At 72.7% G+C, this 17,134-nt stretch carries 16 protein-coding genes and 1 pseudogene; 7 read left to right on the top strand and 10 right to left on the bottom strand.

Annotated elements, in window-relative coordinates; all coding sequences use genetic code 11:
• Window positions 1-26 precede the first annotated feature (26 nt).
• Together coaA and IE145_RS02735 are read right to left on the bottom strand one after the other, a co-directional pair.
• Window positions 27-1,022, bottom strand: a complete 996-nt coding sequence (gene coaA / locus IE145_RS02740; RefSeq protein WP_069736463.1) for a type I pantothenate kinase — start codon at window positions 1,020-1,022, stop codon at window positions 27-29.
• Between the two features lie 209 nt (window positions 1,023-1,231).
• On the bottom strand, window positions 1,232-1,393 hold the full coding sequence (locus IE145_RS02735; RefSeq protein ID WP_189518441.1) for a hypothetical protein: 162 nt from the start codon (window positions 1,391-1,393) through the stop codon (window positions 1,232-1,234).
• A 38-nt stretch (window positions 1,394-1,431) separates the two neighbouring features.
• Here IE145_RS02735 and IE145_RS33830 point away from each other — a divergent pair.
• Window positions 1,432-1,755 (top strand): annotated as a pseudogene (locus IE145_RS33830) (NAD-binding protein); the annotation flags it as partial.
• Between the two features lie 524 nt (window positions 1,756-2,279).
• On the opposite strand, the gene IE145_RS02725 reads toward IE145_RS33830, so the two are convergent.
• The 7 genes from IE145_RS02725 to IE145_RS02695 form a co-directional block, all read right to left on the bottom strand.
• Window positions 2,280-3,272, bottom strand: coding sequence for a CU044_5270 family protein (locus IE145_RS02725; protein ID WP_189518435.1), 993 nt, complete (start codon window positions 3,270-3,272; stop codon window positions 2,280-2,282).
• Entirely contained in the window at window positions 3,260-3,928 is a 669-nt protein-coding gene (locus tag IE145_RS02720) for an RNA polymerase sigma factor (protein WP_189518433.1), read from the bottom strand. The genes IE145_RS02725 and IE145_RS02720 overlap by 13 nt, the downstream gene beginning before the upstream one ends.
• 154 nt (window positions 3,929-4,082) lie before the next feature.
• A complete protein-coding gene (locus IE145_RS02715; RefSeq protein ID WP_189518431.1) occupies window positions 4,083-5,771 on the bottom strand; it encodes a M16 family metallopeptidase in 1,689 nt (562 codons plus the stop codon).
• Between the two features lie 7 nt (window positions 5,772-5,778).
• Window positions 5,779-6,726, bottom strand: coding sequence for a hypothetical protein (locus IE145_RS02710; RefSeq protein ID WP_189518429.1), 948 nt, complete (start codon window positions 6,724-6,726; stop codon window positions 5,779-5,781).
• A gap of 263 nt (window positions 6,727-6,989) precedes the next feature.
• Window positions 6,990-8,399 (bottom strand): SMI1/KNR4 family protein, encoded by a 1,410-nt coding sequence (locus tag IE145_RS02705; RefSeq protein ID WP_189518428.1) that lies wholly within the window; start codon window positions 8,397-8,399, stop codon window positions 6,990-6,992.
• 89 nt (window positions 8,400-8,488) lie between these two features.
• Window positions 8,489-8,680, bottom strand: coding sequence for a DUF397 domain-containing protein (locus IE145_RS02700; RefSeq protein ID WP_189518426.1), 192 nt, complete (start codon window positions 8,678-8,680; stop codon window positions 8,489-8,491).
• The gene (locus IE145_RS02695; RefSeq protein ID WP_189518424.1) at window positions 8,677-9,519 is read right to left on the bottom strand and encodes a helix-turn-helix domain-containing protein; all 843 of its coding nucleotides are present in this window, start codon (window positions 9,517-9,519) and stop codon (window positions 8,677-8,679) included. The genes IE145_RS02700 and IE145_RS02695 overlap by 4 nt, the downstream gene beginning before the upstream one ends.
• 141 nt (window positions 9,520-9,660) lie before the next feature.
• On the opposite strand from IE145_RS02695, the gene IE145_RS02690 reads away from it, so the two are divergent.
• The 4 genes from IE145_RS02690 to IE145_RS02675 all read left to right on the top strand — a co-directional run bounded on the left by IE145_RS02690 (window position 9,661) and on the right by IE145_RS02675 (window position 13,362).
• On the top strand, window positions 9,661-10,080 hold the full coding sequence (locus IE145_RS02690; protein ID WP_189518422.1) for an ATP-binding protein: 420 nt from the start codon (window positions 9,661-9,663) through the stop codon (window positions 10,078-10,080).
• A 357-nt stretch (window positions 10,081-10,437) separates the two neighbouring features.
• Window positions 10,438-11,523 (top strand): hypothetical protein, encoded by a 1,086-nt coding sequence (locus IE145_RS02685; protein ID WP_189518420.1) that lies wholly within the window; start codon window positions 10,438-10,440, stop codon window positions 11,521-11,523.
• A gap of 103 nt (window positions 11,524-11,626) precedes the next feature.
• Window positions 11,627-11,977, top strand: a complete 351-nt coding sequence (locus IE145_RS02680; protein ID WP_030798833.1) for a YciI family protein — start codon at window positions 11,627-11,629, stop codon at window positions 11,975-11,977.
• Between the two features lie 173 nt (window positions 11,978-12,150).
• Entirely contained in the window at window positions 12,151-13,362 is a 1,212-nt protein-coding gene (locus IE145_RS02675) for an RNA polymerase sigma factor (RefSeq protein WP_189518641.1), read from the top strand.
• A 10-nt stretch (window positions 13,363-13,372) separates the two neighbouring features.
• Here the strand turns inward: IE145_RS02675 and IE145_RS02670 are convergent, their stop codons facing one another.
• The gene (locus IE145_RS02670; protein WP_189518418.1) at window positions 13,373-13,924 is read right to left on the bottom strand and encodes a hypothetical protein; all 552 of its coding nucleotides are present in this window, start codon (window positions 13,922-13,924) and stop codon (window positions 13,373-13,375) included.
• A gap of 337 nt (window positions 13,925-14,261) precedes the next feature.
• On the opposite strand from IE145_RS02670, the gene IE145_RS02665 reads away from it, so the two are divergent.
• Entirely contained in the window at window positions 14,262-15,635 is a 1,374-nt protein-coding gene (locus tag IE145_RS02665) for a BTAD domain-containing putative transcriptional regulator (protein WP_189518416.1), read from the top strand.
• A 104-nt stretch (window positions 15,636-15,739) separates the two neighbouring features.
• Complete coding sequence (locus tag IE145_RS02660; protein WP_189518415.1) at window positions 15,740-17,113, top strand: M14 family metallopeptidase; 1,374 nt, start codon at window positions 15,740-15,742, stop codon at window positions 17,111-17,113.
• The last annotated feature ends 21 nt before the right edge of the window (window positions 17,114-17,134 follow it).

Genomic DNA, 17,134 nt, shown 5'->3' with positions numbered 1-17,134 from the left:
GCGGCACGCCCTTCCGGGCCGAGGGGTCAGAGCTTGCGCAGGGACAGCTTCTGGACCTTGTGGTCCGGGCCCTTGCGGAGCACCAGGGTGGCACGGCCGCGCGTCGGAGCCACGTTCTCCAGGAGGTTCGGCTTGTTGATGGTCCGCCACATGGTGCGCGCGTAGTCCAGTGCCTCCTCCTCGGAGACCTGGGTGTACTTGCGGAAGTACGAGGACGGGTCCTGGAACGCCGTGGCGCGCAGCTTGCGGAAGCGGTTCAGGTACCAGGTCTCGATGTCCTCGGCGCGCGCGTCGACGTACACGCTGAAGTCGAAGTAGTCGGCCAGCCCGACCCTGGTCCGGCCGTCGCTGCCGGGCAGGGCGGGCTGCAGGACGTTGAGGCCCTCGACGATGAGGATGTCGGGGCGGCGCACGGTGAGCCGCTCGCCGGGGACGATGTCGTAGATCAGGTGCGAGTAGACGGGCGCCGTCACCTCGTCCTTGCCCGCCTTGATGTCCGCGACGAACCGGGTCAGGGCCCGCCGGTCGTACGACTCCGGGAACCCTTTGCGCGAGGTCAGCCCGCGCGCCTTGAGCTCCTTCATCGGCAGCAGGAACCCGTCCGTCGTCACCAGCTCGACCCTCGGGTGCTCGGGCCAGCGGGCCAGCAGCGCCTGGAGGATACGCGCACTGGTGGACTTCCCGACGGCGACGCTGCCCGCGACCCCTATGACGAACGGGGTCCCGCGCTGCGCCCCGTGCCCGTTCCCGGCGTCCCCCAGGAAGGTGTTCAGCGCGCCGCGCAGCCCGGAGGTGGCCTGGACGTACAGGTTGAGCAGCCGGGAGAGCGGCAGATAGACGTCCCGCACCTCGTCCAGATCGATGACGTCCCCGAGCCCTCGCAGCCGCTCCACCTCGTCGGCGGTCAGCGGCAGCGGCGTCTTGTCCCGCAGTGCGCTCCACTCGTCGCGCGAGAGGTCGACGTACGGGGTCGGCGCATGCTCGGTGCGGCGCTGGGGGCTCCGTGCGGGCGAAGTGATCACCCTTCATTGTTGCGGGAGTTTCAACGGAGTGGGGGGTGGGGTCGGTCACGTGGGTGGCGGGGCGGGGCCGGGCGGGGCCCCGGGCTACGGCGTCCCGGGGACCGAGGAGCAGCGGCCGGGCAGGACATGAACAAGGAGACAGGCGCTGAGGGCTCGGCATCGCGCCAGGCCGGCTCCGAGCGCACCGCACGCCGTTCGGGCGGGGCCGGTCACGGGCGGTAGATCATCTCGATCACGCCTCCGGCGATCAGAGCCCACGCCCCGAAACCGATCAGCCACCACGAGCCGGTCGCAGCCCCGGCCGCGACCAGAAGCACGGCGGTGAGAAACAAGGTGTACTCGGTGCGCCGCAGGCCCCGGGTGAGATCCATACCCTTCACCCGATCGGCCGGAGGGCCGACGCGGACCGGTGAGGGACTCGGACACGGAAGCTGCTACTGGGGCCCATGCCGGAGAGCCTAGGCACGGCGGACGGCGAACGGCAGGGCCTGGGGGCGAAGGCGGCGTCAAGGTTGTTTATCGTCTTCCAGTGCGAACAGACGTGGTGCGCCCCGTCTCCGGATCCGTCACCCATGCCGTGCGGGCCGACTCCACCAAGGAGGACGCCCTGCGCCAGCTGGGCGTCCACGAGTTCGACCGCGCTGTCGTCGCCATCGGCACCGACCTCGAAGCCAGCATCCTCACGGCCTCGCTGCTGATCTCCTTCGGCATCGAGAACGTCTGGGCCAAAGCCATCAGCAAGGCCCACGGCCGCATCCTCACCCAGCTCGGTGTGCACCACGTCGTCTACCCCGAACACGACATGGGCCAACGCGTCGCCCACCTGGTGCGGGGCCGCATGCTCGACTACATCGAGTTCGAGGACGACTTCGCCATGGTGAAGACCAACCCGCCCGCCGACATCATCGGCCTGCCCCTGTCCAACAGCGCCGTCCGGACCCGCCACGGCATCACCGTCGTCGCCATCAAGCGCCCCGGTGAGGGCTTCACCTACGCCACCCCCCCGAAACCGTCGTGGAGGCGGACGACACGATCATCGTCGCCGGACGCACCCGGGCCACCGAACGCTTCAGCGAACTCCAGTAGGGAGACGGAGTCGGCCGGACCGGCCGGACCGGCCGAGCGGCGTCCGGCGGTGGTCCGGCCGTCCGCGCCCGGGAGTGACCGGCCTCGCCCGTCGAACGGCCGTGGGCCCGGTGTCCGCTCCCCTGTGCCGGACACCGGGCCCACGCCCGGGGCTTCGTGCGGGACGTACGGTCAGGGCTTCTGGCCCTTGGCGTCGACCACGGCCGCCCTGGTCCTCGCGACGTCCATCAGGATGTCGCCGCGCTGGTGGGTGATCGGCTCGATGCCCTTGGGGCCGGCGACCTCGTGGGTCCTGGTGACGACATCGCGCTGGCCCGCGTAGCTGTAGTCCACCGGGTCGATGAAGATCTCGGTCCGGGTGTTCCGGTCGTAGGCGCGGGTCACGGCGATGACCTGGCGGCCGCCGGCGTCGCGGACCAGGTGGCCGGTCACGCCGACGCCCTTGACCGTGGCCATCGCCCGGTAGATCCGGGCCAGCGCGTCCGGTGGGAGCGGGTACGACTGCAGCAGGACGGTCAGGGCGCGGAAGCTGTGGGTGTCCTTGTCCTCCCGAGGGCCGTCGGGTCCGCTGCCGGTGGGGAAGACCTTCCGCAGTTTTGCGAGGAGCGCCTCCGGGTCCTCCGGCAGTCCGGCGGCGATCCGGTAGGACTCGCGGGCGGTCCGGTAGTCCGTGTCGGACTCGTCGTTCTCCGCGGCCTTGTCGTCGTACGGGACCCAGGAGTCCGGGCTGTAGGACCACGGCATCTTCTTCCGGATCTCGGCGGGCACCTCCTTCCACTGCTTCTCCTGGTCCGGGTTCTCCTCCCGGAGGTAGATCCACTGGTCCGACCGCGGCTCCGGAGGCACCTCCTGCCGCTCCAGGAAGTCGGCGGCCTCCCCCAGGGCGGCGGCCGGGCTCGACAGGTCGAGGTCGCCCGCCACGGTCGCCGGGCCCGACTGCCGGGGGTCCGAGGTGTCGACGATCTGCGTCACGAAGAGCGCCGCCGCGGTGATCGCCACCACCGCTCCGAGCGAGGCGATCCGCCAGTCGGCCCGCAGCCGGAGCGTGCGGCGGCTCCTGCCCTCGATGACGTCGGTCAGCCGCTTGCGGGCGGGGGCCAGCGTGGCGCGGTCGGGTGCGGGGGCGTCGGCGCGCAGCTCCCGCAGCTGGGTCATTTCGTCCATGACGGGCTCAGCTCCTGTCCGGCCGTGGCGGGCGATGCGTCGAGCGCCGGGTCGAGCGCCGACGTGAACGCGGGGTCGGTGCTCAGGGACGCGCGGACCTTGCGGCGGGCCCGGTTCAGCCGGGACCTCACCGTGCCCAGCGGTATCCGCAGCGCCTCGGCCACCTCCTGGTAGCCGAGGTCCGCCCAGGCGACGAGCAGGAGGACGTGCCGGTCGCCGGGGGAGAGCGAGGCCAGCGCCCCCGCGAGCGGGGCCTGCACGGCGATCCGGTCGTCCGAGCGCTCGCTCCACGACGCGGCGACCGGGTCGTGTCCGGTCCGGGCCAGCGCCTTCAGCGCGCGGACCTCGGTACGGCGGTGCTTGCCGATCAGGTTGGCCGCGATGCCGTACAGCCAGGGACGGGCCAGCCGGTGGGCCGTGTCGTAGCGGGCCCGGGTGCGGAACGCGATGAGGAACGTCTCCGCCGTGATGTCGTCCGCCGCGCCCTCCCCGAGGCGGCGGGCGGCGTAGCGGTGGATGTCCGGGGCGTGCCGGTCGTAGAGCCCGGCGAACAGTTCGGGCTCGTCGAGGGACTGGGCGATGACGGCGGCGTCGTCCCTGCCGTCGTCTCCGCCCTCGCCCGCGATGCCCGGGCGGGCCGGAGGTGGTCCGGTCACTGTGCCTCCAGGGGGCGTCGGTCGGTGTGTCTGTCACCCCTGTTGTCCGCAGCGGGCGGAAAGGTTCACGGGCGAACGGCGGACCCTCATGAGGAGGAGGCCGGGCCGCTGCCGGCCCGGCCCCGTCCTTCGGCCGTGCCCCGGCCCGGATCCCTCAGCCGCGTCCCGGGCGCAGCGAGCGCAGCATCCCCAGCGCCCGGCCCTTCAGCCCGCCGCGCCGCACGGCCGGCTGCGGGATCTCCTCGGGGTCGCGCTCCGGCATCGGGACGACGGCGGCGGCCGGGACCGACGCGTCGATGACCGCCATCCGGTCCGGGGTGAGCTTGGCGTAGAGCGTCGGCTCCACCTCCACCACGAACGCGTCGAAACCGATGAGGTGCCGGGCCCCGTCCGGGAAGACGCGCATCGCGGCGCACGCGTCGTACCGTACGGTGATCCGTCCGCCCGGGGTGACCAGGGTGACGGCCTCCGGTCCGACGGCCAGGCTCACGGCGTCGGCCTCCCGGGACCGGTGCACGGTGCCCGCCGGGTCGGGACCGAACGACGGGCCCGACCACTGGGGCGCCTCGGTGAAGCCCGCCCAGTCCACGCCCCGCCCCGGCACCTGGATCAGCGCGGAGTCGTACAGTTCGCGGGCCACGTCGCGCAGGTCCTCGACGGTGACGTCGGCCAGGAGCGCCCGGTGCTCGTCCGGGGTGCAGTTCTGGTGCCCCGTGAGCACGTTCAGCGCGTACAGGGGCAGCGCCGCCGCGCCGACGTCCGGGATCTCGAACTGCTTGACGACCTTCGCCCGGGCCGAGTCGAGTTCGGCCCGGGCGATGGTTCCGGCCCGCATCCGGGCCAGTACGTCGATGAAGCCGCCGACCACCGCGTCCTGCTTCTGCGGCAGCGCGTCCGCGTAGGCGGTGATGGTCGCGTGGTCGTTGTCGCGCGGGTGGTAGCCGCAGTCGGCGGTGTAGGAGTAACCGCCCTGCTGCCGCAGGTCCGTGAAGAGCGCCCGGCTCAGCACCTCCGCGAAGAGCCGGGCCGCCGAGGTGCGCCGCACGATGCCGTCCAGGACCACTCCGCCGCTGCCGCCCGTGAGGTAGGCGGGGGTGACGGGCAGGGCCGAGGTGGGCGCGGGCAGCGGCTGCCTCCGTCCGGCGGGCAGGGTCAGGCGCAGGCCCTCCGGCACGGTGTCGCCGGTCATCCACAGGACCGCGTTGTCCCGGGTGAACCAGGTCGCGGCCCAGTCGCGCACCGCGTCGGCCGTCAGATGCAGGGTGCCGTACTCCGGGTAGCTGACGAGGCCGTAGCCGCGTGCCCCGTAACGCCACAGCGGCAGTTGGTGGTTGGGGCCCCGGCTGCGGCCCGCCTGCTCGGTGCGCAGGATCTCCCGCTCGGTGGCGAGGCGTTCGACCGGCAGGTCCCGCAGGGAGGCGCAGACCCCGTTGAGGTAGGCGACGACCTCCTCGGCGGTGCCGGAGACCACGAAGTGGGTGTGGGTGGCGGCGGTGGACCCGTTGTAGTGCAGGTCCGAGACGCCGTGCCGGTGCAGCGCCAGGTGTTCCACGAGGTGGGTGAGGCCGGCCGTGGCCAGCGTCTCGTCGGCGGCACCGACCCGGAAGTACAGCCCCGCGGTGACCGGGCCGCCGCCGGACGTGGGCGCCAGCAGGGTGGGGATGCCGTCGACCTCGGTGCTCGTGATGAGCCCGGACCCGGTGGTGGCGGTGGTGCTGCTCCCGGGCGTCGTGGCGAGGGACACGTCTTCCCGCGTCGTGGCGGCGGGTATGCCGTCCTGCGCCGCGGTGGCGGATATGCCGTCCGGCGTCGTGGCGGCGGGGCCGTCGGTCTGCTGCGTCATCGTCGGTTCAGCCCTTCGCCATCGCGCGTCTGCGGTGCTTGAGGAATTGCACTTCCCGGTCGCCCCAGTAGCCCCAGGGGTACTCGGTGGCCTTGTCCCCGAGCGTGCGGAAGAACGGGGCGGCCTCCCGGTGGTGACCGCCCAGACTCAGCCCGCCCGCGAAGTCGTTGTGGTCGCCCACCCAGTGGAAGCCCGGCCGGTAGTCCGGGTGCCGTACGGAACGGTCGGCCGCGGCCAGGACGTCGTCGCGCACCTCCGCCGCGCGCAGGTAGTCGCTGGGCCGGTCGTCGCTGTCGTCCAGCCACCGTTCCAGGTGTGCCTGCACCACCAGCCGGCCCGCATGACTCCCGGCGGGCGCCGCGTCCAGGCACGCCCGGGCGAACCCGAACGCCTCCTCCCAGCTCCCTCCCCACTTGGGGCACAACTGCTGGAGCAGCAGGATCTGCGCCTGGATGTGGTGCGGGTGGTGCTCGGCCAGCCGGTCGTACCGCCGCCGCGCCTCGCTCGCCCCGAGCTCGAGACCCCGGGCGGTCGTCAGCCGGTACGACCAGGCGAGGGCGTACGCGGGTTCGTCGGCGCACACACCGATCAGCAGTTGCTCGGCCCGCCGCAGCCAGCCGTGGAACTGCTGGAACTGTTCCCGTGACACGTGCTCCGCCGTGTACCCGCTGCGGATGTCCCAGCCGACGTCGATGTAGCGGGCGGCGAGCAGGGTGCGGGCCAGCGGCGACCCGTGGCCGGCGACCTGGTGCTCCAGGAAGCGTTCGGAGGAGCTGAGGCCGGCGACGAGGTCCGCGGCCACGGCCCGTTCGTCCTCGTCGTCCAGGAAGTCGAAGTAGGCCTGCACGGTGTCCCAGTCGTTCCCGCGTACGGCGGTACGGAGGTCCACGAGAGAGGGGATCTGGCGGCAGCGGTCGAACTCCGCGCGGATCAGGTCGGGGTCGGTCGGAGACACGTCGGTCCTCGGATAGGGGCTGCGGACGTGACCGGTGGGGGGCCGGGCGCGGGGAGCGCGCGGCGTGTCGACGAACGGGCAGGTGACGGCAGGGCAACAGCAGCGGAAAAGCCGGGAGTTGGCAGGGTGAGCGGGTGGGGCGGTCAGGGCCCGGAGGGACGGGCGGTGTGATGACCGGAACGGGAGGCTAGCACCCTGCGTGCGGTGTACGCAGGGGAGTTTCGGGGGCTGCGGATCCTCGGCACCGCCCCGCTCCGCCCCGGCTACGCGAGGGGCCCGAGGTCTCCCTCCAGGGCGGTCTGGATGATCTGGGGCCGGTCCCAGAGAGCCAGGATCTCGTTGGCGATGGCCACGACGGGCAGGGGGGCCTGGTCGCCGTACGCCTTGATGGACGCGGCCGACAGGCTGCGTGGGACGGCGCCGGCGTCCAGGAGGGCGCGCCAGTCCTGCGGGCCGAGTTCCAGGAATTCCAGGCCGGTGAGCTCGGCGATCTCCAGCGGGTCGGCGAGCGTACCGGCGTACGCGGCGAGGGTGCGCAGGCGGGGCAGCCCGACGACCGGGGCGAGGCTGAACGGCGCGCCGTCCCACACCCCGATCGAGAGGACCTCCAGACCGGGGTGGGCGGCTTCCCGCACGCTCGTGATGCTCGCGTGGTTGACGTGGGCCACGAGCGGTGGCTCCTCGCCGCGGTGCCGACGCTCGTGCGCCTCCCGGTCCAGGACCCAGTCGGTGAGCGAGTCGGCCAGCAACTCGGCGCCGACGCTCTCCTCGTGGCTGATCAGGATGATCTGCCCGGTGTGCCCGCCCGGGGCGGGCGTCAGGTCGACCGCCAGCTGGTCTCCGCCGCCGTTCTCGCCGAATACGATCCACCCGGGTGACCCGACGACGCCCTGAACCGCCGCGTCGGGGCGCGTGACGACCGCCTCCATGGCAGCGTGCTCCCAGCGGCAGTGGCGGGTCGAAGCCTCGGCGATGTACAGCTCGTCCACGGCGGCGAGTTCGCAGCGCGTCGCTTCGAAGACGCCAACCGCCCTCTCGTAGTCGTCGCCCCAGTCCTCCCAGCGTGCCCGGGTCACCCGGTAGAGCGCCTTGAGCTCCTCGGGCAGTCGGACGCCCAGGCGGGTTTCGGCGGCGGCGATCTCCTCCTCCGTCGCTCCGATGGCGTCGGGCAGCCGTTCCCGCAGCGTCCGCTCCAGCAGTTCCGGGTCTGCTGCGGGGGCCGGCCTCGCTTCGTGCGCCGGATCGGGGAGGCGGCGCCAGGGCTCGGGAAGAGCGTCTTCGACCAGGATGAGCGCACCGGGATGAGCGGTTCCGATTCCGGGTTCCACCGCCGGGCTGGGGCCGATCAGACGAAGTACGGTCGCCCCGGCCGGTTCGATCTTCGCCGAGAACGAGATGTCGTCGACACCGGCCTCCGCCAGCGCCGTCTGCACCCGCTCCACCGCGTCGATCTCGTCCTGTATGTCCTCGGTCTGGGCAGCCCGACCGCGCGGTGGCACCGGGCGCGGGAGGCCCAGACTCCAACCGCCGTGTCCGATGCGACCTGACACACGGACGGGATCTGCACCGGCCTTGGCCGCTTTGCCCGCCTTGGCGGCCCGCAGGAGCCTCAGCACGGGTTGCCAGGTCGCGAAGTCGTCTATCGATCGCCGAGGGGGTCTCTGAGTAGCCACGCCCAGACCGTACGCGGGGCTGCGCGAGCGCGGGAGCGCGGGGCCGGGCCGCTGTGGGCCAGGCCCCGCTGGTCACGCGTCCCTGCGGGTCAGGCCCTCGTCGCGTACGCGACGAAGTCCGCCCAGGCGGCCGGGGTGAAGCCGAGGTGGGGGCCGCCCGTGGGGAGTTGCTTGGAGTCGCGTACGTGGACGGTGGTGGGGGCGGCGGCGACCTCGACGCAGTCGGGGCCGTCGTTGGTGCTGTAGCTGCTCTTGAACCAGATCAGCTCAGTGGCACTCATGTCTCTCCCAGCAGTTTCTCGATGAATTCCCGCGACAGCCGGGGCGTGAGGGCCTGCGATCGGATGAGGTTGTAGCGCATCTCCAGGATCTGCACCTGCCTCGGATCGGTGATCAGCCCGCTGATGAGCTGAACCTCGTTGTGCCCGACGGTCTTTCCGTCCTTGAGCTTAAGGACGCGGTGCGAGCCGCCCAGACCCGCGTGCTCCTCCGCCTCCATCGGCATGACCTGGATCTCGACATGCCGCAACTGGCTCATCTCAAGCAGATGTTCGAGCTGGCGTCGCAGGACCATTCTGCCTCCGGTCCGCCGCCGGAGCGTCGCCTCTTCCTGGACAAAGGTCAGCAGGGGAGCGGGGCGGCGGTCGAAGACCACCTGCCGGGCCATCCGAGCGGCCACCAGGCGCTCGATGTCGCCCTCCGCGTACGCGGGTCGCCGCTGTGCGTACAGCGCGCGGGCGTACTCCTCGGTCTGGAGCAGCCCGTGGATCACCACCCCGGCGTACGCGCCGAGTTCGATCGCCTCCGCCTCCAGCTTCGCCAGGTCGCGGACCTTCCTCGGATACCGCGCCTCCTCCACGTCCTTCTTCATCGCCGAGATCTTGCCGTTCGCCCCGACGGCATCGTCCGTCTTGTCCAGGAACTCCGGCTTCGGGATGCGCCGCCCGCCCTCGACCTTGAAGACCAGGTTCTCGCTGTACCCGATGATCGAGCCCAGTTCGGCGGCGCGTAATCCGGCTTCCTCGCGCCAGAGCTTGATCTGCCGGCCAACGGCCGCGATGACCGCGCCGGAGTCGTCCTCCAGGCCGAACTCGTGGTCCTCTTCGGTGTCGTCGATCATCTGCCGTTCCCGCCTTCACTCGTGCGCCCGCGCGGTGGGCACCGTACGTACGGGGACAGGCCCGTACGCGCCAGGGACAGTGACGGTCCGTACCCGTGTCAGTGCTTCTCAGCGTAGGTACGGGCGGCCACGCTGAGTGACGTGAACCGAAAAATCACCCAACCGCGTGCACGCACCGGACAGTTCGCCGTCCAGCTCTCCGCCACCCGCCGGGGTGCCCGACTCGCCCGCCTGCTCGCCACCGAGCAACTGCGCTCCTGGGGGCTGCCGCTGGAGGACGCGAGCCTCGTCATCGGTGAGCTGGCGACCAACGCCGCCCTGCACGGGTACGTCCCCGGACGCGACTTCCGGATCATGCTGAGCGTGTACGACGACGTGTTGCGGATCGAGGTCGTCGACACCCGGGGTGACCGCCTCCCGGAGAAGCGCGACCCGGGCGCCGACTCCGAGGGTGGGCGCGGGCTGTTGCTCGTCGAGGCGCTGTCGGTGCGGTGGGGTACGGAGCACGGGCCGTTCCCGCGCAAGACGGTGTGGGCCGAGGTGGCGCTCACCGGATCGTGACGGTCGCGATCCGGTGGGCGGGGGAGGTCCCGGGAACGTGGGTCACCGGGTCGTGGTTCACCGCGACGCGGTCATCCGCGACGTGGTGACCCACGACGTAAAAGCTTTTGAGTACTCGTCTTTGATCACTGGAGAAACAACCCGACCCAACCCCCCTCGTGGACCTCTGCGGGCCCCGGTCAGCTCGGGGGAGGCGCGATCACTCACATGGGTGAAGTGTGCCAACCGGGCTGGATTTATGACCTGTTGGCGGGCATATGCTCACGCTGACCACCACCCCAGACATTGAGACGGCCCCCGGCCGGGACTGGCATCCCGACCGAAGGCCTCACCACCAAGGAAGAAAGCACCTTCCCGATGGATACCCAGCAGGTTAGCGTTCCCCCGCGCCCTCCGTCCGCCGGAGTCGTACACATCAACATCCGGCTCACCGACGGCTACACGATCATCTCCAACCGGCTCTCCCAGCATCGAGGCATGTCCCTGCTGGCCATCGGCCTCGGCACTCACATCCAGTCGCTGCCCGACGGGCGGCGCGTCGGCGTGAAGGCGCTCGCCGCGATCTTCCCGGAGAGCGAGACCCGTATCGCCGCCGCGCTGCGGGAGTTGGAGCAGCACGGGTTTCTGCGCCGCACCCGGGAGCGGGTCGGAGGCGGGAAGCTGGCCACGCGTACGGAGTCGTACAACCATCCGGAGGCGGCGGCCCGGGGGCGCGGGAGGGGGCGGGAGCGCGTGCCGGTGCCGGTGCCGGTGCCGGAGCGTGCGGCTGTACCGGTTCCGACGCGTGCGGCTGTACCGGTTCCGACGCGTGCGGCTGTGCCGGTGCCTGCGGCTGAGCCGGTGCCCGTGCCTGCGGCTGGGCCTGTGCCCGCAGCTGGGCCTGGGCCTGGGCCTGTGCCCGCGCCGGTGGCTGAGCCCGTGCGCGTAGCCGTACCGGAGCCGGTGCCCGCGCCCGTCCCCGCGCCCGACCCCGTGTCGGTCGAGCCCGTCCCCGCTCCCCGTCTTGTGCCGACGCCCACCGCTCCCCGTAAGCCGCGCGTCACGCTGCCCGTCCCGCAGCGGCCCACCGAGGCCCTGTACGCGGCGGCGGCCGATCTGCTCGCCGGGCTCCCCCGGGCCGCACCCCTGTTCCTCCTCTCCGAGGAGGACGTGCGCGGGCTCGTCCCGGGCGTCGCCGCATGGCTGGAGCGCGGGGCGCGGCCGGATGCCGTGCGGGCGGCGGTCACCGATGATCCGCCCGTTCCCCTCCGGCATCCCGCCAAACTGCTGCGGCACCGGCTCGCCACCCTGCTCCCGCCGCCCCTGCCCACCGCCGAGCCGACCGTCCCGCTCCAGAACTGCGACGACTGCGACCGGGCCTTCCGGTCGTCCGTGCCGGGGCGCTGCCGTGGGTGCCGCGACGCGCGTGCGTACGGCGACGAGTCCTGCCTGATCGGCGCGTGAATCCAAGAAGTCCCGCGTGCGTGTCGATCGCGGTCGGTCCCGTTCGTCGTCATGGTGTAAGCAGCCTTGAGGGCTGGCATCACACAGGCGACAGGAGCCGATCATGAAGTACATGCTGCTGATCCACAGCGGGGCCGTCGACGAGCAGGGCGGCGCGCCCCAGTGCACCGTCGAGGACTGGATGGCGTACGACAAGGCCGTACGCGACGCCGGGATCCATGTGTCCGGGGAGTCGCTGGCCGACCTGGTGACCGCGACCACCGTGCGGGTCTCGCCCACGGGGGAGCGGACCGTGACGGACGGGCCGTTCGCCGAGACCAGGGAGTTGCTGGGCGGGTTCCTCGTGATCGACGTGCCCGACCTCGACGCCGCCCTCGACTGGGCCGCGCGCTGTCCCGGCTCGCGCGACGGCGGCGCGGTCGTCGTCCGGCCGGTCGCGGACTTCGGGGCCTGAGAGCCGTGGCGGGCGGGGACGCCTCGGCGGGGGAGAACCGTCCGGCGGTCGGCGGGGACGCCTCGGCGGGGGAGGGCCTTCCGGCGGCCGGTGCGGACGCCTCGGCGGGGGAGGGCCTTCCGGCGGTCGGTGGGGACGCCTCGGCGGGGGATGCCGGGGTCGCCGTCGAGGCGGTGTTCCGGGAGGAGCGCGGGCTGTTGCTCGCCTCCCTCGTCCGCAGGTTCGGAGACCTGGACCTGGCCGAGGAGGTGACGTCCGAGGCGATCGAGGCGGCCCTGCGGCACTGGCCCGCCGAGGGCGTCCCCGCCCGCCCCGGGGCCTGGCTGCTGACGACCGCGCGGCGCAAGGCCGTTGACCGGCTGCGGCGCGACCAGGCGTACGCGGCCCGGCTCGCCGTCCTCCGGGCCGACGCGGAACGGGCGGAGACGGTCGCGCCCGCGCCGGACGCTGCCCGGATCGCTGAACTGCCCGACGACCGGCTTCAGCTGTTCTTCACCTGCACCCACCCCGCCCTCGCCGCCGAGGACCGTACCGCCCTCACCCTGCGCTGCCTCGCCGGTCTCACCACACCGGAGGTGGCCCGCGCCTTCCTCGTGCCGACGGCGACCATGGCCCAGCGCATCGTGCGGGCGAAGAGGAAGATCCGCGAGGCGCGGATCCCGTTCCGGGTGCCCGGGCCCGATGAACTGCCGGAGCGGCTGCCCGGAGTGCTCCAGGTCGTCTACTCGGTGTTCACGGAGGGGTACGCGGCCAGCTCCGGTCCCCGTCTCCAGCGGCTCGACCTGGCCGAGGAGGCGGTCCGCCTCGCCCGGATACTGCGCCGCCTGCTGCCCGCCGAACGGGAGACCGCCGGGCTCCTCGCGCTGCTGCTCCTCGTCCACGCCCGGCGCGACGCGCGGACCGGGCCGGACGGCGAGCCGGTGCTCCTGGAGGAGCAGGACCGGGAGCGCTGGGACCGGACGATGATCGAGGAGGGCCGTGACCTGGTGGTCCAGGCGCTGACCGGCGGACCGGCCGGGCCCTACGGGGTGCAGGCGGCCATCGCCGCTCTGCACGACGAGGCGGCGGACGTGGAGTCCACGGACTGGGCGCAGATCGTGGCCCTGTACGACGTGCTGCTCACCCTCACCCCGTCCCCGGTGGTGGCGGTGAACCGCGCCGTGGCGGTCGCGATGCGGGACGGGCCGGGGGCCGGGCTCGCGCTGCTGGACGCGTTGGCGGAGGAGCCGAGGCTGCGCGCGTACCCGCCGTACGCGGTGGCCCGGGGGGATCTGCTGACCCGGCTGGGGCGGGCGGGGGAGGCGGCGGTGGCGTACCGGGAGGCGCTGGAGCTGGCGGGCACCGAGCCCGAGCGGGCCGCGCTGCGGCGGAAGCTGGGGGAGTAGGAGCCGCGCATCAGTCGATCCGGGCGCAGATGCTGTCCGTCCTGGCCGCCGGACCGGCCACGGTCTTGGTGCCGGTGGGGCTGATGGCGATCGTGTACGCGCCGTCGACGACGTACAGGCCCCGGGCCAGGTTCCCCTCGCCCACACCGACCAGGACCGGGCCGAGCACCCGCCAGAACTGGGCCCCCGAGGCGTACACGTCGACCAGCGCGGTGCCGCTCACGTCGGCGTCGTAGTGGGCTCCGGTCTCCTTGTTCGTCACCCGGATCACGAGATCGCCCTGGTAGGCGGTCCGGGTCACGTCCTCGGCGGGCGGGGGCAGTTCGCGGCTGACCACCTCGTCCACGATCGGCTCACCGTTGACCGGGAACGCGCACCGCTCGCCCGCCGGGACGTCCCAGGGGGCGGAGGGGGCCGGCTCCCAGCCGGGGCCCTGGGCGGTGGCGGTGGGGCCGGCGGGCGGGGCCGCCGTCGCGGGGGCCGTGGCCAGTCCGAGTGCCAGCACGGTCACGCACGCCGTGCCGAGAGCCGTACCAGCCGTGCCGAGAACGCTTTTACGCATGAGAACTCCCCGATCGTCCGTCCGGCGGGCCGAGGTCACGGCCCGCCCGACGATGATCTGCCGGGGCGCTCACCAAACGCTCACCACGGGAGCCTCCGAGCGCGGTCGGCCCTGCCTGTCGACGCGAACTGACGCCGTGACGCTCACCGAGTCCGCCACCATGAACCTCCTCCGGTACTCGTTCCAGCCCCTGCGCGTGGGGAAGTGCACGGCAGTTGTGGAGTCCGTTGCGTGCCGGCCGACCCTCGGGCCGAATCCGGTGGAGCTGGAGGCGCGGGCCCATGGAGCCGCCTTCCAGGGGTGGCCCCGGGGGCGGGCGCGGCCGGATGCTTTCCCGATGGAATTCCAGTTGCTCGGACCGTTCGCCGCCCTCCACCGAGGCCGCCCGGTGCTCGCCGGTCTCCGTCGTCAGGAACGGTGTCTGCTGGCGGTCCTCGTCCTGGAGGCGGGCCGGGCCGTGCCGACCGGGCGGCTCATCGACCTGCTCTGGAACGGGGAGGCTCCGGCCGGAGCCCGGTCCACCGTGCACACGTACATCGGCAGGCTGCGAGCCGCCCTCGGGCCCGACGGCGTACACGTCGAGACGCGCGACGACGGCTATCTCCTGCGCCCCGACGGGCACGTGATCGACACCCGGGCCTTCGAGGACGGCGTACGGGAGGCCGCGACGGCCGTGGACGAGGAGGAGCGGGTGCGCCACTACGACCGGGCGCTGGCGTGGTGGCGGGGCGAACTGCTCGCGGACGTCGCGGACGCCGCCCTGCGCGACCGGATCGGCCAACGGCTCGCCGGGCTGCGGCTGTCGGCGGCGGAGGAACACGCCCGGCTTCTGCTCTCCCTGGGGCGGCACGAGCGGGTCGCCGCCGAACTGCCGCCGCTGGCCGAGGAGCACCCCGAACGCGAACGCCTCGTCGCGGACAGCATGCTCGCCCTGCACCGCAGCGGGCGGTCCGCCGACGCGCTGCGCCTCTACCGGTCCGTGTGCGGCACCCTGCGGTCCGCCTTCGACGCCGAGCCGGGGCGTGACCTGCGGGCCCTGTACGACCGGGTGCGCCGGGACGACCCGGCGCTGCGGCGGGCCGAGGCGCCCACGTACGCCGTGCGGGTGCGCGGGGAGTGGCTGCCCTGGAACACCGGCGGGGGCCCCGCCCTGGAGTTCTGCAACACCTACGCCGGGTGGGGCGGCGCGAGGCTGCCCGGCTCGGAGTGGCTGCGCGGCTACCGCACGTTCGCGGTCTGGGCCGGGCACCTGGACCTCCTCGACGACCGCACGGTCACCCGGCTGCTGCGGAGGGCGCAGGAGCGGCCGGCGGAGGCGAGCGCGGTGCTGGAGGGGGCGCGGGAGTTCCGGGAGGCGTTGTACGCGTGCCTCGTGGAGGGGGCGGAGCGTGACGGGACCGTCGGCCGTGACGAGGCCTTTGCCCGGGTCGCCGAGGTCGTCCAGGAGGCCATGCGCCACGCCGTCTTCGTCCGGGGCGAGGACGGCCTCGGGCGCTGGAGCCCGCCCCCGGACTCCGGACTGAGGCTGCCGCTGCACGCCGTGGCCCAGCGCGCCGCGGACCTGCTCGCCGACCCCCGCCGCCTCACCGTCCGCGCCTGCCCGGGGAAGGGCTGCGGGTGGCTGTTCCTCGACGCGGGCGGCCGGCGCCGCTGGTGCGGCCTGGGGGTGTGCGGGCGGCAGGATGACGCGGCGTCCGGACCGTCCGGGTGAATCATGGCCGGAAGTCCTGTCTTGACCCGCTCATGACATGGCTCCATTCTGTGCCCGTCGCACAGCTCCACCCCCCCACCCCGACGGACCCAGGAGATGCCAGCATGCGACTCGTCACCCCACGGACCTCCCGGCCGAGAACCCGGCCCGCGAGGATCCGGCGCAACGCCGCCCTAGCCGTTCTGCTCGCCCTCGGTCTCGCGGCCCCCGCGACCGCCGTGGCCACCGCCGAGCCCTCCGCCCCGAACGCGGCCGTCGCCGCCGACGAGCGGGTGCTCCAGTACGAGATCGCCGGGCGCACCACCCCCGCCGCCCGGACCGACATCGCCCGCGCGGGCGTCTCGATCGACGAGGTGCACGACCACGGCGTCGTGATCACCGCGGACGCCGCCCAGGCCAGGAAGCTCCGGGCGCGCGGTCACGTCCTTCAGGCCCTGCCCGCGCCCGACGCGCATGCGCACGCCCACGGGGCGGACGGCGTCGGCGTGCAGGACTTCCCGCCCGCCGACTCCCGCTACCACAACTACGCCGAGATGACGGCGGCGATCGACGCCCGCATCGCCGCGAACCCCTCGATCATGAGCAAGCGGGTCATCGGCAAGACGTACCAGGGCCGGGACATCATCGCGGTCAAGGTCAGCGACAACGTCGGCACCGACGAGGCCGAACCGGAGGTGCTGTTCACCGCCCACCAGCACGCCCGTGAGCACCTGACCGTCGAGATGTCCCTGTACCTGCTGCGCGAGTTCGCGGCCGGCTACGGGAGCGACTCCCGGATCACGCAGGCCGTCAACGGCCGCGAGCTGTGGATCGTGCCGGACATGAACCCGGACGGCGGCGAGTACGACATCGCCTCCGGCTCGTACCGCAGCTGGCGCAAGAACCGGCAGCCCAACTCCGGCTCCAGCGCGATCGGCACCGACCTCAACCGCAACTGGGCCTACAAGTGGGGCTGCTGCGGCGGCTCCTCCTCCAGCCCGTCCTCGGACACCTACCGCGGCCGGTCCGCCGAGTCCGCGCCCGAGACGAAGGTCGTGGCGGACTTCGTGCGCAGCCGGGTGGTCGGCGGGAAGCAGCAGATCACGGCGGCCATCGACTTCCACACGTACAGCGAACTGGTGCTGTGGCCCTTCGGCTACACGTACAACGACACCGCCCCCGGTATGACCGCCGACGACCGCAACGCGTTCGCGGCCGTCGGCCGGAAGATGGCGGCGAGCAACGGCTACACCGCCGAGCAGTCCAGCGACCTGTACATCACCGACGGGTCGATCGACGACTGGCTGTGGGGCTCGCAGAGGATCTTCGGCTACACCTTCGAGATGTATCCGAGCTCGTCCTGGGGCGGCGGCTTCTACCCGCCCGACGAGGTCATCGAACGGGAGACCTCCCGCAACCGGGACGCGGTGCTGCAACTGATCGAGAACGCGGACTGCATGTACCGGTCGATCGGCAAGGAGGCGCAGTACTGCTCCTGACGGGGTGAGGCCGGCCCCACT

This window comes from Streptomyces sindenensis (assembly GCF_014649035.1).
Classification (GTDB): Bacteria; Actinomycetota; Actinomycetes; order Streptomycetales; family Streptomycetaceae; genus Streptomyces; species Streptomyces sindenensis.
This window is presented reverse-complemented; position numbering and strand designations above follow the sequence as displayed.